Annotated in this window: 16 protein-coding genes; 7 read left to right on the top strand and 9 right to left on the bottom strand. The window is 61.3% G+C overall.

The window, feature by feature from the left end; all coding sequences use genetic code 11:
* Positions 1-12: 12 nt before the first annotated feature.
* A complete protein-coding gene (locus PQQ51_RS13190) occupies positions 13-960 on the bottom strand; it encodes a LysR family transcriptional regulator (protein WP_408497222.1) in 948 nt (315 codons plus the stop codon).
* A gap of 367 nt (positions 961-1,327) precedes the next feature.
* Here PQQ51_RS13190 and oxlT point away from each other — a divergent pair, with 367 nt between their 5' ends.
* From oxlT to PQQ51_RS13175, 3 genes are all read left to right on the top strand, one after another.
* Positions 1,328-2,668, top strand: a complete 1,341-nt coding sequence (gene oxlT, locus PQQ51_RS13185) for an oxalate/formate MFS antiporter (protein ID WP_408497221.1) — start codon at positions 1,328-1,330, stop codon at positions 2,666-2,668.
* A gap of 30 nt (positions 2,669-2,698) precedes the next feature.
* Positions 2,699-3,682: a LysR family transcriptional regulator gene (locus PQQ51_RS13180; protein WP_408497220.1), complete on the top strand. Its 984-nt coding sequence runs from the start codon at positions 2,699-2,701 to the stop codon at positions 3,680-3,682.
* Between the two features lie 113 nt (positions 3,683-3,795).
* Positions 3,796-5,247 (top strand): aldehyde dehydrogenase family protein, encoded by a 1,452-nt coding sequence (locus tag PQQ51_RS13175; RefSeq protein WP_408497291.1) that lies wholly within the window; start codon positions 3,796-3,798, stop codon positions 5,245-5,247.
* A 57-nt stretch (positions 5,248-5,304) separates the two neighbouring features.
* On the opposite strand, the gene PQQ51_RS13170 is transcribed toward PQQ51_RS13175, so the two are convergent.
* From PQQ51_RS13170 to PQQ51_RS13160, 3 genes are all read right to left on the bottom strand, one after another.
* A complete protein-coding gene (locus tag PQQ51_RS13170) occupies positions 5,305-6,282 on the bottom strand; it encodes a 2-dehydropantoate 2-reductase (RefSeq protein WP_408497219.1) in 978 nt (325 codons plus the stop codon).
* 233 nt (positions 6,283-6,515) lie between these two features.
* Positions 6,516-7,067 carry a hypothetical protein gene (locus PQQ51_RS13165; protein ID WP_408497218.1) on the bottom strand — a complete coding sequence of 184 codons (552 nt, stop codon included), beginning with the start codon at positions 7,065-7,067 and terminating at the stop codon, positions 6,516-6,518.
* Between the two features lie 179 nt (positions 7,068-7,246).
* A complete protein-coding gene (locus tag PQQ51_RS13160) occupies positions 7,247-7,828 on the bottom strand; it encodes an IMPACT family protein (RefSeq protein ID WP_408497217.1) in 582 nt (193 codons plus the stop codon).
* 653 nt (positions 7,829-8,481) lie between these two features.
* Between PQQ51_RS13160 and PQQ51_RS13155 the strand changes: the two genes are divergently transcribed.
* Positions 8,482-10,179, top strand: coding sequence for a thiamine pyrophosphate-binding protein (locus PQQ51_RS13155; RefSeq protein ID WP_408497216.1), 1,698 nt, complete (start codon positions 8,482-8,484; stop codon positions 10,177-10,179).
* Between the two features lie 227 nt (positions 10,180-10,406).
* Here the strand turns inward: PQQ51_RS13155 and PQQ51_RS13150 are convergent, their stop codons facing one another.
* From PQQ51_RS13150 to PQQ51_RS13140, 3 genes are all read right to left on the bottom strand, one after another.
* Positions 10,407-10,844, bottom strand: a complete 438-nt coding sequence (locus tag PQQ51_RS13150) for a YciI family protein (RefSeq protein WP_408497215.1) — start codon at positions 10,842-10,844, stop codon at positions 10,407-10,409.
* A 123-nt stretch (positions 10,845-10,967) separates the two neighbouring features.
* Positions 10,968-11,858 carry a pirin family protein gene (locus tag PQQ51_RS13145; protein WP_408497214.1) on the bottom strand — a complete coding sequence of 297 codons (891 nt, stop codon included), beginning with the start codon at positions 11,856-11,858 and terminating at the stop codon, positions 10,968-10,970.
* Positions 11,859-11,920: 62 nt separating this feature from the next.
* On the bottom strand, positions 11,921-12,649 hold the full coding sequence (locus PQQ51_RS13140; protein ID WP_408497213.1) for an isochorismatase family protein: 729 nt from the start codon (positions 12,647-12,649) through the stop codon (positions 11,921-11,923).
* Between the two features lie 191 nt (positions 12,650-12,840).
* On the opposite strand from PQQ51_RS13140, the gene PQQ51_RS13135 reads away from it, so the two are divergent.
* Entirely contained in the window at positions 12,841-13,758 is a 918-nt protein-coding gene (locus PQQ51_RS13135; RefSeq protein WP_408497212.1) for a LysR substrate-binding domain-containing protein, read from the top strand.
* 55 nt (positions 13,759-13,813) lie between these two features.
* On the opposite strand, the gene PQQ51_RS13130 is transcribed toward PQQ51_RS13135, so the two are convergent.
* A complete protein-coding gene (locus PQQ51_RS13130) occupies positions 13,814-14,416 on the bottom strand; it encodes a GNAT family N-acetyltransferase (protein WP_408497211.1) in 603 nt (200 codons plus the stop codon).
* A gap of 877 nt (positions 14,417-15,293) precedes the next feature.
* Between PQQ51_RS13130 and PQQ51_RS13125 the strand changes: the two genes are divergently transcribed.
* Positions 15,294-16,343 (top strand): substrate-binding domain-containing protein, encoded by a 1,050-nt coding sequence (locus tag PQQ51_RS13125; protein ID WP_408497210.1) that lies wholly within the window; start codon positions 15,294-15,296, stop codon positions 16,341-16,343.
* 67 nt (positions 16,344-16,410) lie between these two features.
* Entirely contained in the window at positions 16,411-17,664 is a 1,254-nt protein-coding gene (locus PQQ51_RS13120; RefSeq protein ID WP_408497209.1) for an LVIVD repeat-containing protein, read from the top strand.
* A gap of 81 nt (positions 17,665-17,745) precedes the next feature.
* Here PQQ51_RS13120 and PQQ51_RS13115 read toward each other — a convergent pair whose 3' ends face one another.
* Entirely contained in the window at positions 17,746-18,147 is a 402-nt protein-coding gene (locus PQQ51_RS13115) for a hypothetical protein (protein ID WP_408497208.1), read from the bottom strand.
* Positions 18,148-18,266: the final 119 nt, after the last annotated feature.

Here is an 18,266-nt window from a genome sequence, read left to right as displayed (position 1 = left end):
GGCCGCGATAGCCTACTGCTTATAGACGCTCAATTCCTTCACGCGGGTGATCTTCTCGATCAGATTCGCGCCTTCTTCCATCAGAAAGCGTTTGAACGCGACCGCGACCGGCGGCAGACGTTTGTTCTTGCGATGCACGACGTACCAGTTGAGCATCACCGGAAAGCTCTCGACGTCCAGCACGACCAGATGACCGAGTTGCAATTCGAGGCTGATGGTATGCGCGGAGAGAAACGCAATGCCCATGCCGGCAATCACCGCCTGTTTGATCGTCTCGGTGCTTTTGATCTCCATCGCGATCTTCAGATTCGCGAGGCGTCCGGCGAAGCCTTCTTCCATCGAGTTCCATGTGTCCGAGCCGCGCTCGCGCACGATGAAAGCCTCGCTCGCGAGTTGACTCATTCTGATGTTGCGCTGGTGCGCGAGCGGATGCGTAGGCGCTGCCACGATCACATACGGATGCGGCGCAAACGGTTCATTCGTCGCATCGGTCTCGTGCGGCGGACGCACCATGACCGCGAGATCGGTCTGGTTGGTGGCGAGTTGATGCAGCAGTTCTTCGCGATTGTGCACGGCGAGGTTGAGCACGACGCCCGAATAGCGCCGTGTGAATTCGGCCAGCAGACGAGGGAAGAAGTAGTCGCCGGCGCTGATCACCGCGACGTTCAGCTTGCCGCCGGACACGCCTTTGAGCTGACCCATTGCCTCGTCGGCTTCGTGGAATTGCTGAATGATCGCGCGGCTGTAGTGAAGCATTTCGGTGCCGGCCGGCGTCAGATAGATCTTTTTGCCGAGCTGCTCGAACAACGGCAGCCCCGCATGTTCCTCGAGTTGGCGAACCTGAGTGGAGACAGCGGGTTGCGTGAGATGCAATTCCTCCGCGGCGCGCGAAAAGCTGAGATGCCGCGCCACCGTTTCGAAGACCTTCAATTGCCGCAGAGTCGCATTGCGCATCGTCATGGTCGATGTATAAGCAAATGTGAATCGACATAATAACAAACTTTAATTATTGGTAATTCAGCATTGACCCTAGCATGACTCGTATAAGAAAGCCGGATTTGCGGCGCGAGACTCGGGTTAACGCTTGTTTTTCAGGCCCGACGGGGGAGAGTGGCCGAGCAGGGAAGCGCTGGCGCGTGTAATTGATCGGAATAAAGCACCACTCGAAATAAGCGAAATAGACCGGATTTAAAAGAACGCGAATTAAAGATTAACGCATTGAATATTTCCGAATTGCAAGGAATTTCTGGCGATATCCATTAGGTGGGATACATACAGCGCGGCATGAATGGCCGGCTGCACTAATAAATAGCGGAGACAAGGCTCAATGGACGATATCACTCAGCAGACCACGGCCCGCGTATTCTGGGCGAACCGTTGGTGGCAGCTCGTCATCGGCATGCTGTGCATGGCGTTGGTCGCCAATCTGCAATATGCGTGGACGTTGTTCGTCACGCCGATGAACGCGCGGCATCACTGGGGCGAGGCGTCGATTCAACTCGCGTTCGCCATCTTCATCCTGACCGAAACCTGGCTGGTGCCGGTGGAAGGCTGGCTCGTCGACAAGTTCGGGCCGCGGCCGGTGGTGGCGGTGGGTGCGATATGCGCGGGTATCGCGTGGGTCATGAACTCCTACATCACCACGTTGCCGATGCTGTATGTTTCCGCGGTCATCGCCGGGATCGGCGCGGGCGGCGTGTATGGCACGTGTGTCGGCAATGCATTGAAATGGTTTCCGGATCGCCGCGGTCTTGCCGCCGGTCTGACTGCTGCGGGCTTCGGCGCGGGCGCCGCCGTGACGGTCATTCCGATTGCGAACATGATCACGCGTTCGGGCTACGAGCACACGTTCCTGTTCTTCGGCATCCTGCAAGGCGCATGTATTTTCGTATTGGCGTTAATGTTAAGGAAGCCGAATCTACGTACACAGGCTGTGCCGAAGCGGAAATTCGCGGTAACCAAGGTCGATTTCACGCCGGGCCAGATGATCCGGACACCGGTGTTCTGGGTGATCTATGTGTCGTTCGTCGCGGTCGCCGCCGGCGGGTTGATGGCCACTGCGCAGATCGGGCCGATCGCGAAAGACTGGGGGCTCGCGCGCATCCCGATGACGATCTTCGGCATGACGTTGCCGCTACTCACGGCCACGCTGTCGATCGACAACATCTGCAACGGCTTTACGCGTCCGCTATGCGGCTTCATTTCCGACAAGCTCGGCCGCGAGAACACGATGTTCGTGATCTTCATCGGCGAAGGGCTGGCCTTGCTCGGTCTGATGCAATACGGCACCAACCCGTATGCGTTCATGACGTTCGCCGCGCTGATTTTCCTGTTCTGGGGCGAAATCTTCTCGATTTTCCCGGCGATTTGCGCGGATACGTTCGGCAGCAAATACGCGGCGGCCAACGCGGGCACGCTGTACACCGCGAAGGGCACGGCCTCGCTGCTGGTGCCGATCGCTTCGGTGTTATCCGCGACGGGCGGCTGGAGTCTCGTGTTCATCGTGTCGGCGGTCGTGACGATCGCGGCGGGCATTGCGGCGAAGTTCGTTCTCGCGCCGATGCGTTCACGCCTGATCGAATCGAGCAACGAGCCGCAAGGCGTACTCGCGGTCGCCGGCAGCAAATCTTCGCGGATGAGTCATTGGCCGGAGCAGTCAGGTGAATAACATTAGCTGCACGTATCCGGCGACGACCTTATGAATGTTTCGTTGCAACAGCTCAAGGTGTTCGTCGCCGTCGCGCGAGAGCGGAGTTTTACGCGTGCGGCGCGCGAGTTCGATCTGACGCAATCGGCGGTGAGCCGTTGTGTGCGTGAACTCGAAGACGCGGTCGAACTGAAACTGTTCGACCGCACCACACGTCAGGTGGAACTGACCAACGCGGGCGCGAGCCTTGAGCGAAGGATCGGCCGTCTACTCGACGAAATCGAATTGACGTTGCGTGAAGAACGGGCTGCGTACGAGGGACATACCGGCGTCGTCGTGCTGGCGAGCAATCCGGTGCTGTCGTCGGGATGGGTTGCGGAAGGCCTCGCGCGTTGTGCCTCGGTATTTCCCGGGTTGAGCGTTTCCGTCAGGGATCAGTCGCAAAGCAGTGTGCTCGCGAGTGTCGAGCAAGGCGAAGTGGACTTCGGCGTGGTGTCGCTGGCGGAGCCGCTCGCCGGCGATCTGCTGCACGCGCAACCGGTCTTTACGACGCCTTTGCAGGTAGTGATACCGCCAACGCATCCTTTGGCGCGGCAGGCGAATGTCGGCTGGGACGCGTTGCAGGAATGGGCGCTGGTCACGCTGAACGCCGATACTGGCGCGCGTGGCGCACTCGATATCGCGTTCGCCACGCATGGGCTGAGACGGCGGCCCGTGCAGGAATTTGGACACGTCGCAGCGGTATTGCGCATGGTCGAGCTGGGGCTCGGCGTCGGCGTGTTGCCGGTCGATGGGCATTGGCCCGCACTCCACGCGCCTCTGGTGAGCCGGCCGATCGTTGCCGAAGTGAATCTCACGACGATGCTCGTGCGCCGTCGCAATCGCTCTCTGAGGCCCAACGCTGCGGCGGCGTGGGCTCAATTCGCTTCGCTCGCCGTCACGCATGCGAATGCGGACGTGACGACGCCTGCCGGTGCGCGCGGCGTCGTGTGGCCGGCTGTTGCGCCGGGCGGCGCGCTGCTTCACGAACCTTAGCGGCGAACTTCGGCGGCGAACTTCTGCCGCGAACCTCAGCGACAGCCCTCGCTCCGGCTCCGGCCGATCGCCGTCGGTCAGATCACGCAATATCCCAGGCAAGGAGCTTCATGATGGACACTGACACCGACCTCAGGCGCCATGATTTACTGATCGACGGCAAGCGCTTGCCGCCGGGCACCGGCGAATATTCCGTCGACATCGACCCGGCCACCGAAGAGCCGATCGCGCTGGTCGCGCAAGGCAGCGCCGTCGACGTGGACACTGCGGTGCAAGCGGCGCGCGCCGCACTGAAAGTATGGAACGCGTTGCGAGCCGCCGAACGGGGCCGCGTTCTGATGCGCTTCGCCGCTTTGATGCGCGCGAATCTGGAAGAGCTTGCCGCGCTTGAAAGTCTCGACGCGGGCAAACCGATTTCCGCCGTGTTGCGCCAGGACATTCCGGCTGCGATCGATACGCTCGAATATTACGCAGGCTGGTGCGACAAGATCAACGGCCAGGTGGTGCCCACACGCCCCGATGCGTTGACCTACACGCTGCGTGAACCGGTCGGCGTGGTGGCGGCGATCGTGCCGTGGAATTTCCCGTTGATGATCGGCATGTGGAAAATCGCGCCGGCGCTCGCGTGCGGTTGCACGCTGATCGTCAAGCCCGCGGAGATCACGCCGCTCAGCGCGTTGCGGATCGGCGAACTCGCGCTCGAAGCAGGGGTGCCGCCGGGCGTGCTGAATATCGTGACCGGAAAGGGACGTGTAGTAGGCGATGCATTGGTTGCGCATCCCGGTGTCGACAAAGTCACGTTTACCGGTTCTCCTTCGGTGGGACGCGGCATTCTGCAAGGCGCGGCCGGCAACTTCAAACGCGTGACGCTCGAGTTGGGCGGCAAGTCGGCGAATCTGATTTTCGCGGACGCGAATCTCGACAACGCGGTGCGCGCGGCCGCGTCCGGGATCTTCTTCAACACCGGCCAGGTGTGTTCCGCAGGCTCGCGGATTCTCGCGCATCGCGATGTATATGACGAAGTGGTGGAGCGCCTTGCTGCGCGCGCGAAGTCCATCAAGGTCGGCGATCCGGCGGCACGCGACACGTCGATGGGCCCGCTGATTTCCGCCGCGCAAATGAAGACGGTGCTCGGCTATGTCGAAGCGGGGCGCGCGGAAGGTGCGTCGCTCGTGACCGGCGGCGCACGCGTGGGCCAGCGCGGCTTTTTTGTCGAGCCGACGGTGTTCGCCAACGTCGAGCACGAAATGCGGATTTCGCAGGAGGAGATCTTCGGGCCGGTCGCGAGCGTGATTCGTTTCAACGACGAAGCCGACGCTTTGCGCATCGCCAACGGCACGTTGTATAGCCTCGCGGCCGGCGTGTGGAGCGCGGATATCGGCCGCGTGCATCGTGTGGCGCGCGATCTGAAAGCGGGCACGGTGTGGATCAACACGTATGGCTATACGGATGTGCGTTTGCCGTGGGGCGGCTCCGGCGACTCGGGCTTCGGCCGCGAGCATGGCGACGTGGCGATCGAAAACTTCACCGAACCGAAATCGGTGTGGCTCGCGCTCGATCAATAGCGCGATGAAGAAGATCGAACGCTTAGGCGTTCGATCTTTTTTGACCCGTGACTTTTATCAATCGCTTTGCAGTGCCATCTTCTCGCGCAGCTTGATCAACGCGAGCACGACGTCGATAGTCGGCGTAGGTTCGGCGACGAGGCGACCCATTTCCTGTACGACGGTCAGCAGCGGATCGATTTCCATCGGACGACGATTCTCCAGATCGACCAGCGTCGAAGTCTTATGTGCGCCAACCGCCCCCGCACCGTCGATCCGTTTTTCCACGTCGACGCGAAAGTGCACGCCGAATTGATCGGCGATGCGTTTGGCTTCCAGCATCATCGTGCGCGACACGGCACGGGTGCCCGGATCGCTCGTGAGGATGTCGAGCGTCGCATGTGTCAGCGCGCTGATCGGATTGAAGCAGAGATTGCCCCACAGCTTGAGCCAGATTTCGTCGCGGATATTGTCGCGAATCGGCGCATCGAAACCGGCGGCCTGCATGATTTCGTGCAACTGCTGGATGCGTGGCGTGCGTTCGCCACTCGGTTCGCCGATCGGGAATTTCTTGCCGTACACGTGCTTGATGACGCCCGGCTCGATGAGTTCCGCGGCGGGATACAGCACGCAGCCGATCGCGCGTTCCGGCCCGAGCCGGCTCCACTGACTGCCGTCCGGATCGATGCTGGTGAGGCGTGTACCGGCGAATTTGCCGCCGTGCTGATAGAAGTACCAATACGGAATGCCGTTGACGCCCGTGACGATCGCAGTGTGCTTGCCGAGTAACGGCTGCATCGCCTCGACCACACCCGGCAGCGAGTGCGCCTTCAGCGTGACGATCACGAAGTCCTGCACGCCGAGCTCGCGTGGGTCGGACGTGCAGCGAACCGGCGTGCTGATCGTTTCGCCGTCCATGATCAAACGGGCGCCGTGTTCGCGCATGGCCGCGAGATGCGGACCTCGCGCGACGAAACTGACGTCCGCGCCCGCGCGCGCCATTTGCACGCCCATCAGACCGCCGATTGCTCCTGCTCCGAAAATACAGATTTTCATGATGCCGCCCCTCTGACTATAAGAAGTCGCTTGCCCGATGCCGCATCGCGTGAGGTTGCGGCGGCAGAGTCATGGGTCGAGCATAGGGGCGTGGGACGATTGCTGATAGTTAAAGTTTCTGCGCCTGGCTATTGGGTATTGCTTATACATCGTGCGGCGCGTCAAACTGTGCAAATCGTTCGGTAACCTGAATATTAAGGCGAAGCTTTACAGCGCCGCTTCAGCGTCGGCGTTCAATTCACCGATTTGATAAAGCCTGGATCGCCAATCAATGCATCGACGCTGAGCTTGACCGTGTCTTCGATCGCGATCGTGCTGCTGGTGAATTTCGGCGACTTTTGCCGGACTGTTTTGGTGGTCGAAAACACGACCTTGCGGGTTGCCGCATCGGTCACGATATAACGCATTTTCAACGTCCAGTAAGCGGGTGAGCGTTCGTCCTCTACCGTGAAGTTCTCGATGCTGCCGCTCAGGATTTTTTGGCCTTCGCCGAGATGAAAACCCGCGACTCTCAAGCTGTTCACCACGCCGTTGCGCACGGCCTCGTTGATATCGGTTTTCAGCACGATACCGGTCATCGCGGTGTTTTCAATCCGGTTCGGCGACATGCGGCCGCTGTGCGCGGGTATGTAGTCGAAATCGCGCGCGGGCGCGACGCTCAGCCAGCCGGTGGCATGCGTGGTCGCGCGGGCCTGGCTGTGCAGGCCGAACCATGACCATGAGCACGCGGAGAGCATCAACGGCAGGGCGACGGCGCCGCAACCCTTGAGAACGGCGCCTCTCATGGCCGCGCGGGAAGCGGAGGCGTGCCGCACAGCCGGGCCGAATGGCGCCGACTTGGGCGCTGTGCTGGAAAAAACGGCAGTCGAGATCAGAGCAGGTGCCTTTAAAGTTGAATGCGTCATTCCGTTACAGACCCGCATGGTAACAGCGCACCGAACCCGAACCCTTATCGAATGAAAAATCAGAAGAAACCGGCTTTCCCTTGAGTCAGGTCCACGAGCGTGCGCTTGGCGTCGTCGACGGCATTCACGGGCAGGCGTACCGTCATTTTCACGAGCATGCCGTGCACGCATTCAAGCAGCGAATACGCTTCGGCTTCGACCCAGCGGCGCACTTTGGCTTCGTCGCCGTACGACACTTCAACGGTTAGCGAGACCTGCGCGATGCGTTCCACTCGCGGCGCATCCAGCAACGCGGAGGCGATCGCGTCGGTGTACGCGCGTACCAGGCCGCCGGCGCCGAGCTTTACACCGCCGTAATAGCGCACGACGGCGGCCAGTACGCCGTCCAGATCGTGGTGGCGCAGTACTTCGAGAATCGGCCGGCCCGCGGTGCCGGACGGCTCGCCGTCGTCGGACATGCCCGACTGGCCGCCCGCCAGCAACGCCCAGCAGACGTGCGTGGCGCCCGGATGTTCGGCGCGCAGGCGGCGCAACTCGTCCATCGCGGCGTCGCGGTCGGCGACCGGTATGGCATGCGCGATGAAACGGCTCTTGCGGATTTCAAGTTCTTTCTGGCACGACGTGGAAAGGGTATGACTCATGTTGATTTGCAGGATAAATCTTTAATATTCATGACGTTGGTGTAATTTTTCCACTGCTCTTGTGTCGATGGAAATACACCTGAAACGAGATAATTTGCCTACAGGGTGCCGACATGAGGCGGCAACAATGAAGAAAGTTAATTCACGGTAGTGCGTGTCGAAGCATACCGGTGCGAGTCGGGTAAAGAGCAAACAATCTATTGGGACAGTAAGGTTCCGGGGCCAGGGTTGAGCGTTACCGCGGCAGTCCCGCCGTACCCTGTACCGCGACTTTAATCAGATAGCTCGCAAGATGGCGAGGTCCTGCCTGGTAAGTGATAGATGAGTGATAGATGAGTGACAGACTTGAGTCATGCATGACGTGTGGACAGAATTCGCAAAATTGAGGGATGGCGAGAACAATCATCCGCTTTCAACCCTTATTTCATCAATTTCAGGAAGCCGTTTCATAGGGCTCCGGGCTAATATTTCTACACGCTTTCTTGTTGAGTTTCGAGTTCGCAGCGTCGCACCGTTCGAACCCGCTCTATTGCCCACGAGGCGGATAGGGAAGCGCGGTCGACCTCAAAAAGGTCGACCCACGAGAACCGTGCAGTAGAAGGTACGGCGACCCTATCGGGTTCATGAAAGCGTTATCCCCACAAAGGTGACTTATGTCTTCCAGTCCAATCGAATCACTCGAAACAGTCGCAGAGCGCCGCGGTGCCAGCGTCCTCCTTGAAACGTTGAGCAGTGTCGGGTGCGAGTATGTTTTCGGCAATCCGGGCACGACCGAGCTACCGCTGATGGATGCCTTGCTCGATGCTCCTCACCTCAAATATGTGTGGGCTCTCCAGGAGGCAAGCGTTGTCGCGATGGCCGACGGTTATGCGCAAGCCGCCGGCAGGCCGGGCTTCATCAACCTGCACACTGCGGGCGGTCTCGGGCACGGTATGGGCAATCTGTTGAACGCAAGTGTTTCATGCACGCCGCTGGTGGTTACCGCAGGTCAGCAGGATAGGCGGCACAGCCTCACGGACCCGCTGTTACTAGGCGACCTGGTGAGCATCGCACGACCGGCAGTGAAATGGGCTCACGAAGTAAGTAGCGCCGATCAGTTGCCCGTCCTCGTGAGGCGCGCTTTTCAGGACGCAAACGCAGCGCCTTCGGGACCGGTTTTCCTGTCGTTGCCGATGGACGTGATGGAAGAGATGAGCACGGTTTCCGTCGATGTGCCGTCAACCATCGACCGGCGTTCGGTAGCGGGCTCGCTTGAGGCTCTGGCCGACCATCTGGCAGGAATCCGGCCGAATCGGCTCGCCATCATCGCCGGGGACGAAATTCATTCGAGCGATGCAGCGGACGAGGCACTTGAGCTCGCGGAAACCCTGGCCGCCCCGGTGTTCGGATCATCGTGGCCGGCCCGCATTCCCTTTGCGACTTCCAGTCCGCTATGGGCCGGCAACCTGCCAACGAAGGCGACGGATATCGCTGAAAAGCTGTCGAAATTCGACGCCATTTTCGCACTGGGTGGGAAGTCGTTGATCACGATTCTCTATTCACACGGCTCGGCCGTGCCAGACGGTTGCGACGTCTTCCAGATGTCAGCCGACGTGAGAGATCTTGGTCGGACCTACTTCACCCGGCTCTCTGTGGTTGGCGACATCAAGGCGTCCCTCCAGCAATTGCTACCCTTGCTCAAACAACGCGTGGTGAAGAACGCGGCGGCCTACGACGAAGCAAGAGGGAACGCCGCGGCCGAGCAGGCGAAACGCCGGGCCAAACTCAACGCGCTCGCCGCGTCGCAGTTCGATGCGCCGGTTGTGACGCCCCTGGTTGCCGCTCAGCAGGCGATGCGCGCCATCGGCGATAAAACACCGATCGTTGACGAGGCGATTGTGACTTCGTCGGCGGTTCGCAGCTTCCTCAACAGTTCGTCGGCGCGACAGTATTCGTTCCTGCGGGGAGGCGGTCTGGGCTGGGGCATGCCGGCCGCAGTCGGGTGTTCTCTGGGGCTGGGGCGGGAACCTGTCGTATGTCTTGTGGGCGACGGTGCCGCACTGTATTCGCCACAAGCACTGTGGACTGCTGCCTACGAAAAGCTGCCCGTGACATTCATCGTCATGAATAACCGCGAGTACAACGTCCTCAAGAACTTCATGCGTTCCCAGGCACACTATACGGCCGCGAAGACCCACCGTTTTGTTGCGATGGAGATCGACAACCCACCCATCGACTACCTCGCCCTGGCCACTTCGATGGGCGTCCCGGCCCGACGAATCGAACGAGCCGGAGATATCGCTCAGGCGATCGAAGCCGGAATCGCATCGGGGGTCGCTAACCTGATTGAAGTGGTGATCGGCTCCGCATGACGTAAAGGCCGCGTGTCGAAATAGCGCACGCCCGAGTTGGATGCCAATACTCATTTCCGACGAGGCGCACAACAACACCGTGCGTCGCCACTATTCTGCATGCCCCACGATCCGGCCGGCGTGCATCCTGCGAAACCGTCGTTACACGCGAACACGAATCTGGCTACCCGCGGACGGCGGCTCGAGCGCCCGGCTGGATGGCAACCCGGCGGTTCCGTATGCCGCCTTCACTTCCGCGCTTGCCAGACCGACTCGCTCCAGGTCGGTGCCGCTGCGCGGATGATGTCGAGGACATCGGGCGGGAGATCGCCCGCTCCGGTGAGTTGGCGCACCTCCAGTACATCGTCCGTGCCGAGACCGGACGGCGCGCGCAATGCCCAGGAAATCGCCTCCTCAAGCGATCCAACTTCGATGATGTAAAAGCCACCAACCAGTTCCTTGGACTCGGCAAACGGACCATCAACGAGGTAGCGTTTCCCCTTGCTAACCGCAATTCGCGCACCGGGCGCTGCTGGGTTCAAGCCTTCGGAAGCCACGAGGACACCGGCCTCGTGCATCTCTTCGTTGAACCGCATGTACGCTGTGAGCAGGGCCTCGTCCAGGCCGCCGCCGGCATGCGGCTCCTCGTTGTCTACGCTTGCTTGGGCCGTGATGATAAATCGCATCGTCGTTCTCCTGATTTGAATGGTGCTACAAGACCACGACGAACGAAGGGCGGTCGAATCGACACTTGGCGTCCGATTTCGACGATTAGTATCGCAGCCCGCGAGGCGGCATGCATAGATCAATCACGACATGGCGGCTTGCGGCATCACAAGTTGCCCAAATTCGCCTTTCTGGAAAGCCTGGATACGATCTTCGAGTTGCTCGCGGGTATTCATCACGAACGGTCCATGTTTCGCAATCGGCTCATACAACGCCGGTCCGGATAGCATCACGAAGTGACTGACTTCGTCCGCGACGACCCGGACGGCTACGCCGCTCGCAGTGGCATCCTTGTCAACCGCGATGCCGACAGCCGCGCCCGCCGTCAACTGGCGAACTACGCCCGCTACTTCCACCCGTAACGCGCCCGAAACCAGATAAATCATTCCGTTCCAGCCGGGCCCCAAGTCGTGGCTGAACGCTGCCGACGCTGCGAGGAAGCCGTCCAGCAAAGTGAACGGCTCGGGCAGTTGCGCCGTGTGTGCAGCGCTCACGCCATTGCTGCCGCCCGCGACCACCCGCACGCGAACACCGGGCGCGTTGAACTCGGGGATGTCCTGCGGTTCCACATGCACGGCATACGGCGGATCGAATTTCCGCCGGGCGGGCAGGTTCACAAAGATCTGCAGCGCGTGAACGTGGTGCCCGTCGCCCTCTGGCTGTTCGGTATGCACGGCACCGCGCCCGGCGGCAAACCAGTGCAGTGCACCGGGACCGATGGGGCCGTGGTTGCCGAGCGAATCGTAGTTGACGTGCGCACCCGTCGCGTCTTCGAACACATAGGTCACGGCCGAGATGCCGGCATGCGGATGCGGCGCGAAAGTCGGCCCCGTCATACGAAAATGATCGAGCATGACAACCGGGTCGATCAATCCGCCGAACATCTCCTCTCCGAAATGTTTCGCCTGAAAGGTGTCGCCGATGTTCATGTCGCGACCCGCAATAACGGGCGACACGCGTACGAATCTGGTCATGATAAGACTCCGTCTGGCTTCGGCAGCGCTGGAAGACGCCGCTGCCGGAGCGCGTTTATGCGTTACTTGCCCGAAGCGTTCCTCAACTGCCACACCAGATTCGCGAACGGCATGTCGAGATCGCCATATACCTCTTGCGCCTTGGGATCGGTGTTGCTGTGGAGCAGTTCGACTCCAGCCGACGCGTAGTCGGTCACCGGAATCCCCGCACCGGCGAGGCGCTGCAATCCGACCGTACGCTTGGCATCGCTGAAGGTGCCCGACGCATCGAGTACCACGCGCGGATCGTAGCCCGCGGCCTTGAGCGTCAGCGCCGGGAACGTGGCACAGACTTCCAGCGAAACGCCGGCAATCAGAACCTGCTTGCGGCCGGTCTTTTCGATGGCGGCGCGAACGTTCGGGTCGTCCCACGCGTTGATCGAGGTCCGCGCGAGCACGGGGACGCCCGGGAGCGCGGCAGTCAGTTCGGGGATCGTTGGCCCCCACATGCCGTCGGGCATGGTGGCCGTGATGATGACCGGAACGCCGAGCGCCTTGGCCGCTTTGGCGAGGGCGACGACGTTGTGCTTCAGTTCGCCAGTGTCGATATCGCGTACACCGGTGAACAAGCCGACCTGATGGTCCACCAGCAGCAGCACGGTGTTGTCGCGCGACAGCAACGAGTACGGTGCGCCCGACGGAGCGACGGCATTCGTTGCAGGCGCGGCATCGGCTGTCTTGATCGCGACGGCGGACGAGGTGGCGACGGCTACAGCAAGAACCAAGGTTTTCGACAGGGTATGGAGTTTCATGATTTTCGTGAACGTTGGTATGGGAGAAGGCATCAGCAGATGACCGCCGTTGCCTTGTGGCCCGGTGCGCGACTGTCCCGGTTGACATGAATCATATTTACGCAACGATCATAAATAAATACACTTGATAACAACCTATCGTTTCCTGTGGGAAACGATCGTCGTTCAACTTACCTTTATCTGGAGTTCGCATGAACCCGCTGTCCGTCGACCTGAACGATCTGTATTTTCTGGTTCTGGTCATCGAGCATCGTGGCTTTACCGCAGCGGGTGAGGTACTCGGCGTCAGCAAATCCCATCTCTCACGCAGAATCACCGGGCTGGAAGCCAACCTCGGCGTTCGGCTGTTGCAGCGGACCTCGCGCCGGCTGAGTCTGACGGATGCCGGTCAGGCGCTCTACGAGCATGGCCGCGCGATGCTTGCCGAAGCACAGGCCGGCGAAGAAGCAGTCCGCCGCCGCACCTCAGAGCCGGCTGGCCTCGTACGCGCGAGCCTGCCCGTCGCGATCACGGACATCGTGCTGGCCCGCTTGCTGCCGCGTTTCATGTCGCGTTATCCGAAGGTGCGCCTCGCGATTCAGGCGAGTCACCGGCGGGTCGATCTCGTCGAGGAACATGTTGATGTGGTGGTGCGTGGTATGGGCCAGGAATCGGAGTCTTCCAGCCTGGTTCAGGCGCCGCTGTGTACGGCGCGCTGGGGCCTCGTGGCCAGTCCCGTCTATCTGGCGCAGACGGGGGGAATCGACGGGCCCGGTGCGCTTTCCCGTGACGATCTGCTGATCTACGCATCGATCGATGAGCCGGTGACCACACTGCGGCTGATCGGACCAGGCGGCGAGGTCGCGACACCCGTCACGCAACCCCGCGTGCAAAGCGACAATATCGCGACTCTGAAGGAAGCAGCGCTCGCCGGAATGGGTATTGCGAGCCTCCCGCTCTATGCCTGCGCGCGTGAGATCGAACAGGGAACATTGTGTCGGGTACTGCCGGAATGGCGTCCCAGGGAGGGGCGTCTGGTGGTGCTGTTCCCGACGCGCAGAGGCATGATGCCTGCGGTACGCGCGTTGGTCGACTTCCTGAAAGAGGAGTTGCCGCCCCTGCTGGGCTGACGGCTCCGTCGACCGGCCGGCGCGGGCTGACCTCGCTCCGCACCGGACGGCCGCATCAAGTCATCTTCGGCGCCGGCTTCTTCAGCCTGTACCCCTCGTCGGTCCTCTCCCACAGGTCCGGGCGCGCGGCAGGGACCAGGATCATGTTGACCCCCGAGCCGCCCTCGAACCGGAAGCCGAGCTTGCTGTAGGCTGCGCGCGATGCCTGATCGAGGTACTGCAGGTGGACCATTCCCGATCCGCCGTTCTTCACCGACGTGTTGACCGCCCCCTCGATGAGTGCCCCGCCCACGCCTTTCGAGCCGGGATGCGTCACGACGCCGTTGACGTGGACACTGCCATCCGTCAGCAGGTGGGACGTCATGACTCCCACTGGCTTGCCGCCATCCAGCATGTAGACGTGCTTCTGATCGCCCGTCATGTGCTCGCTGAGCACCTTCTCCGCGCTTGCGCCGCGATCGGTGCCCCGGAACCTTTGCATGTTCATCTGGAACTTGTGAGACAACGTGAACCACGACTGGGCGTCGACGAGGACAGGCCTGCCGTCCCATTTTGACTTCGCTGCGGCAGGCGCGGTACCCGCCGTCCTGGCCGGGGCGGCAGTCGGTGCGGCGCCGTGAATACCGGGCCGCTTCATCGGCGCCGGCGCTTGCGCCATTCCGGTCGGTCCCGTTGGACGATGAGTCGGGGGCGACGCCGGCATGCCGTGAGGCGACGTCGACGGATAGCCGGGCCGCAAGTAGTGAGACGGCCGTTCCAACGGTTGAGGTTGCGCCTGCGGCCTGGCGTGCGCGGACATCGGGGGTGGCGCCGCAGGGGTGGGGTTCGGCTTGTGAGATCCCCAGGGCGGCGGCTGTGTCGCCGTCGCCATGCCATAACCGCCGCCGGGCCTGAGCATGGGCGGCAACGGCGGGCGGGGTGGCAACTGCGGGCGGGGCGGTAACGGTGGGCGGGGCGGTAACGGCGGACGAAGCTGCGTCTGCGCGTATTGCGGTAACGCATGTTGCGGCATCGGCCCCACGTTGCTCGATGTGATCGGCACTGTACCCAGCAGTGCCGCCAACGGTTGTCGAGGCGGCATGGAGGGCGCGTCCGTCGGCCCGGAATCCCGCTTGTGCCGTCTCGGCATCATCCCAAGTGGTGGAGGAATGCCATACCGCGGCCCCGAAGCCGGCGCGTTCGTGGTTGCCGTCGTGGTCGCGGACGTCGTCGCCGGATTGTGACCCGGACGGAGCACGGCAGGGATGTTGCGGTAGATCGCCCGGCTGATCGGCAATGGCATGGTGTGCTCGTGATCAAATCAACGTCCCCGATGTTGGGCCGCGCAGACCGTGGGCGATGCGGGCGATGCGAACATGTGTTCACCGACGCGAAGCGAGGGTTGTTGACCGATCTGAGTTCGACAGCGGCGTGCGTTGCGTGCGGCTCAGCGTGCGGCTCATATGGAAAGCACAACTTCTTCGTTGTCAGACCATAGCCCGCTTTGTATAAATTGCGACCCATCACTGCATTCCCGCTAACCTGAACGGTTCAACATGCTGAACAAATTTCATCTCCGGCTTGCGACCCTGACGACGTTCGGCCTGCTCGCTTTTTCCGCTTTGGCAAAGGCCGACGGTCTTAGTGGAGCGCCCGCACCGTTCGATAAGGGCGGCGTCAGGATTGCGGTAGTGAACTTCGTAGACGGTGGCGACTGGCTACAGGCGTTCGAAGCGGGCAGCAAACGCCAGGCGCGTGCACTCAAGGTCGATCTGCGGATTTCGGAGGCTCGCCAGGATCCCAACGTGCAGCGGCAACTGATTGAACAGGCGATCACGCTGAAGGTAGACGGTATCGTCATCAACAACGGCAAGCCTGAGGCGCTCAAAGACGTGGCGCAAAGAGCGCTGGATGCGGGAATCAAGGTCGTCGCGTACGACGTTAAACTCGATAATCCAAAGATTCCGCAAATTGAACAGAACGATCGTGAGATGGCTCGCCTCGTGCTCGAACAGGCCGTGAAGGAGCAGGGCGACCGCTTCAAGGGAGGGGCGATTTACGTTGCCGGTTTCGCGCCGCTGGACCACCGCTACGCGGAATGGCAGGCGTTCGGCAAACAGCATGGCATCGCGGAAAAGGCGGTTTGGGGCGTAGTGAACGACTCCGTGCCTTCGTCCGTGGCCGATCAAACCAAGGCCGCCTTGCGCGCACATCCCGATATCACTGCCGTCTTTGCGCCTTGGGACGAATTCGCCCGCGGCGCTACGCTGGCAATCAACGAACTCGGTTTGCAATCGAAGGTGAAAGTGTACGGCGTCGATATTTCTACTTCGGATATCCAGGCAATTGTCGAACCGAACAGTCCGTGGGTGGCGACGGCCGCGACGAATGCCGCGGTAGTCGGGGAAGTGGCGGTGCGCGCGGTGAGTCTGCTGATTGCCGGCCAGAGTCCTGGTCAAATGGTGCTGGTCAAGCCGGCTCTCGTCACTCGTGCGCAGTTGATCGACAACCACATCGCCAGCATTGACCAGTTGGCTCAGAAGGTTCCCAGCTTTCGCGCCAGCGACGCTGCGTCGGCCTCCTGGATTCCCGCGGCACAACAGTGAAATAAAACGTGGCGCGGGCCCTGACTGGGCAGCCGTCGCCCGCTCCCCTTCCGGTTAAAGAGCTGACATGTCCGCACTACCCACGCCTGACTTCTCCTACCGGATGCGCCTGATCGGGCACACGGATCAGGGCGGACGCAGCGATGGCCTCCAGATCATGGTGCATCGCGGCTTTGCGTACGTGGCTCACCCCTGGTCGGGCGGATTTTCGATTGTCGACGTGCGCGATCCCTCGCGTCCTGCGCCAGCCGGTTTTGTGGCGGCCCCGCCCAGGACCTGGACTATTCACCTGCAAACGCACGACAATCTTCTGCTGGTCGTCCATGCGCTGGATTTATTTGCCGATGCGAGCTTCGTCGACGAACGGGCTTACTACTCAGGCTCGGTCGGCGAAACGTTAGGGACTGCCGGTCAAAGCGGTGGTTCGCCGCGCTCATGGTCGGCGGGCATGGCTATCTATGATCTGTCGAAGCCGGCGCAGCCACGTCAGATCGGGTTTTTTCCCGTCGACGGAGGGGGAATTCACCGGATCTGGTACGTGGGCGGCCGATGGGCTTACGTCTCGGCGTTGCTTGACGGGTTCACCGATTACATCCTTTTGATCGTCGATCTGGCCGACCCGACGCGGCCGGTCGAAGCAGGGCGATACTGGCTGCCGGGCATGAACCTGGCTGCCGGCGAGACGCCGGGTTGGGGCAAGGATCGCCGTTTCGGTCTTCACCATGCCGTCGTGTCCGGCGACACGGCTTACGCCTGCTGGCGTGACGGCGGGTTGACCCTGCTTGACGTTTCAGACCGTTCGGCACCGCGCTTGATCGTGCATCGCAACTGGTCGCCACCTTATGGCGGCGGCACGCATTCGGCGCTACCGCTGCCCGACAGGAATCTTCTGATCGTGGCTGACGAGGCCGTGGCCGACGAGGAGGCGGACGGGCGCAAGCATACGTGGGTGTTCGACGTCAGGGAACCCGCGAATCCTGTTTCAATTGCGACATTCCCGACGCCATCCGAAACCGACTTCCCCCGCAAGGGCGCACACTTCGGTCCTCATAACCTGCATGAGAACCGTCCCGGTTCGTTTGTTTCCTCCACGCTGATATTCGCGACCTGGCAGAACGCCGGATTACGCGTGTTCGATATTTCCGATCCCTATCAGCCACGACAAACCGGAGCGTTCGTGCCCGCTGCGCCCGTCCGGATGATCGACCGTAGGGTGCGTCCGCAGGTCATTCAGAGCGCAGATGTGTTTGTGGATGCGCAAGGTCTTGCTTACGTCACGGACAACAACGCGGGCCTGTCGATTATCGAATATGCAGGCTGACCGACGAGCGCCTTTATCATCCGCGGCATTGCGGTCGCGACGCTCATCCACTTGTGGGCCTTGAGAGGTTCGCCGCGGAGATTATCCGAAAACCCGAGCCCATGCTGCTCGAAGGCGACGCGCGCGGTTTTCAAAAAGATACGAGGCAACCAGCGCCAGGAGACCTGAAATAGCGCCCGTCACGATGTGCTCGATATAGGGGGTGCGGTAATGACTGACGTGCGAATAGGCGTCGCCTACCGCAGTCAGAAAGCCGACGACAAGCGCATTGCCGTATCGATTCGTATAGAGCTTCGCCGCAGGGGTGAAGGTCAAAAGTACGGCCAGCAGTCCGGTAAGCAGACCGGTATGGAATGCAATCGTCCAGTGGGCGAGGCTCATGACATTGCCCCAGCTCCCCGGCATGCAAGTCATACACGCGCTGGTCGGCTGCCAGAAACGCTGGATAAACAGCATGGCGCGGCGCTTCCACTCGGTTGACATGATGTATTTCCATCAATGCCGTTGTCACGGCCGACGCCACCACAGGCTTCGTTGCAGCGGTTTCCAGACATTTTAGCCCGTGTGCCGCCCCGCATCCACGCCTATCGGATTGCCGCCGG

Source organism: Paraburkholderia xenovorans, from assembly GCF_046030735.1.
Taxonomy (GTDB): Bacteria; Pseudomonadota; Gammaproteobacteria; order Burkholderiales; family Burkholderiaceae; genus Paraburkholderia; species Paraburkholderia xenovorans_A.
This window is presented reverse-complemented; position numbering and strand designations above follow the sequence as displayed.

Coding starts and splice junctions, on each gene's coding strand:
- PQQ51_RS13120 (WP_408497209.1), top strand. CDS start 16,411: ATGTCCGCACTACCCACGCCTGACTTCTCCTACCGGATGCGCCTGATC.
- PQQ51_RS13145 (WP_408497214.1), bottom strand. CDS start 11,858: ATGACCAGATTCGTACGCGTGTCGCCCGTTATTGCGGGTCGCGACATG.
- oxlT (WP_408497221.1), top strand. CDS start 1,328: ATGGACGATATCACTCAGCAGACCACGGCCCGCGTATTCTGGGCGAAC.
- PQQ51_RS13115 (WP_408497208.1), bottom strand. CDS start 18,147: ATGTCAACCGAGTGGAAGCGCCGCGCCATGCTGTTTATCCAGCGTTTC.
- PQQ51_RS13165 (WP_408497218.1), bottom strand. CDS start 7,067: ATGAGAGGCGCCGTTCTCAAGGGTTGCGGCGCCGTCGCCCTGCCGTTG.
- PQQ51_RS13170 (WP_408497219.1), bottom strand. CDS start 6,282: ATGAAAATCTGTATTTTCGGAGCAGGAGCAATCGGCGGTCTGATGGGC.
- PQQ51_RS13150 (WP_408497215.1), bottom strand. CDS start 10,844: ATGCGATTTATCATCACGGCCCAAGCAAGCGTAGACAACGAGGAGCCG.
- PQQ51_RS13125 (WP_408497210.1), top strand. CDS start 15,294: ATGCTGAACAAATTTCATCTCCGGCTTGCGACCCTGACGACGTTCGGC.
- PQQ51_RS13135 (WP_408497212.1), top strand. CDS start 12,841: ATGAACCCGCTGTCCGTCGACCTGAACGATCTGTATTTTCTGGTTCTG.
- PQQ51_RS13140 (WP_408497213.1), bottom strand. CDS start 12,649: ATGAAACTCCATACCCTGTCGAAAACCTTGGTTCTTGCTGTAGCCGTC.
- PQQ51_RS13190 (WP_408497222.1), bottom strand. CDS start 960: ATGACGATGCGCAATGCGACTCTGCGGCAATTGAAGGTCTTCGAAACG.
- PQQ51_RS13175 (WP_408497291.1), top strand. CDS start 3,796: ATGGACACTGACACCGACCTCAGGCGCCATGATTTACTGATCGACGGC.
- PQQ51_RS13130 (WP_408497211.1), bottom strand. CDS start 14,416: ATGGCGCAAGCGCCGGCGCCGATGAAGCGGCCCGGTATTCACGGCGCC.
- PQQ51_RS13160 (WP_408497217.1), bottom strand. CDS start 7,828: ATGAGTCATACCCTTTCCACGTCGTGCCAGAAAGAACTTGAAATCCGC.
- PQQ51_RS13155 (WP_408497216.1), top strand. CDS start 8,482: ATGTCTTCCAGTCCAATCGAATCACTCGAAACAGTCGCAGAGCGCCGC.
- PQQ51_RS13180 (WP_408497220.1), top strand. CDS start 2,699: ATGAATGTTTCGTTGCAACAGCTCAAGGTGTTCGTCGCCGTCGCGCGA.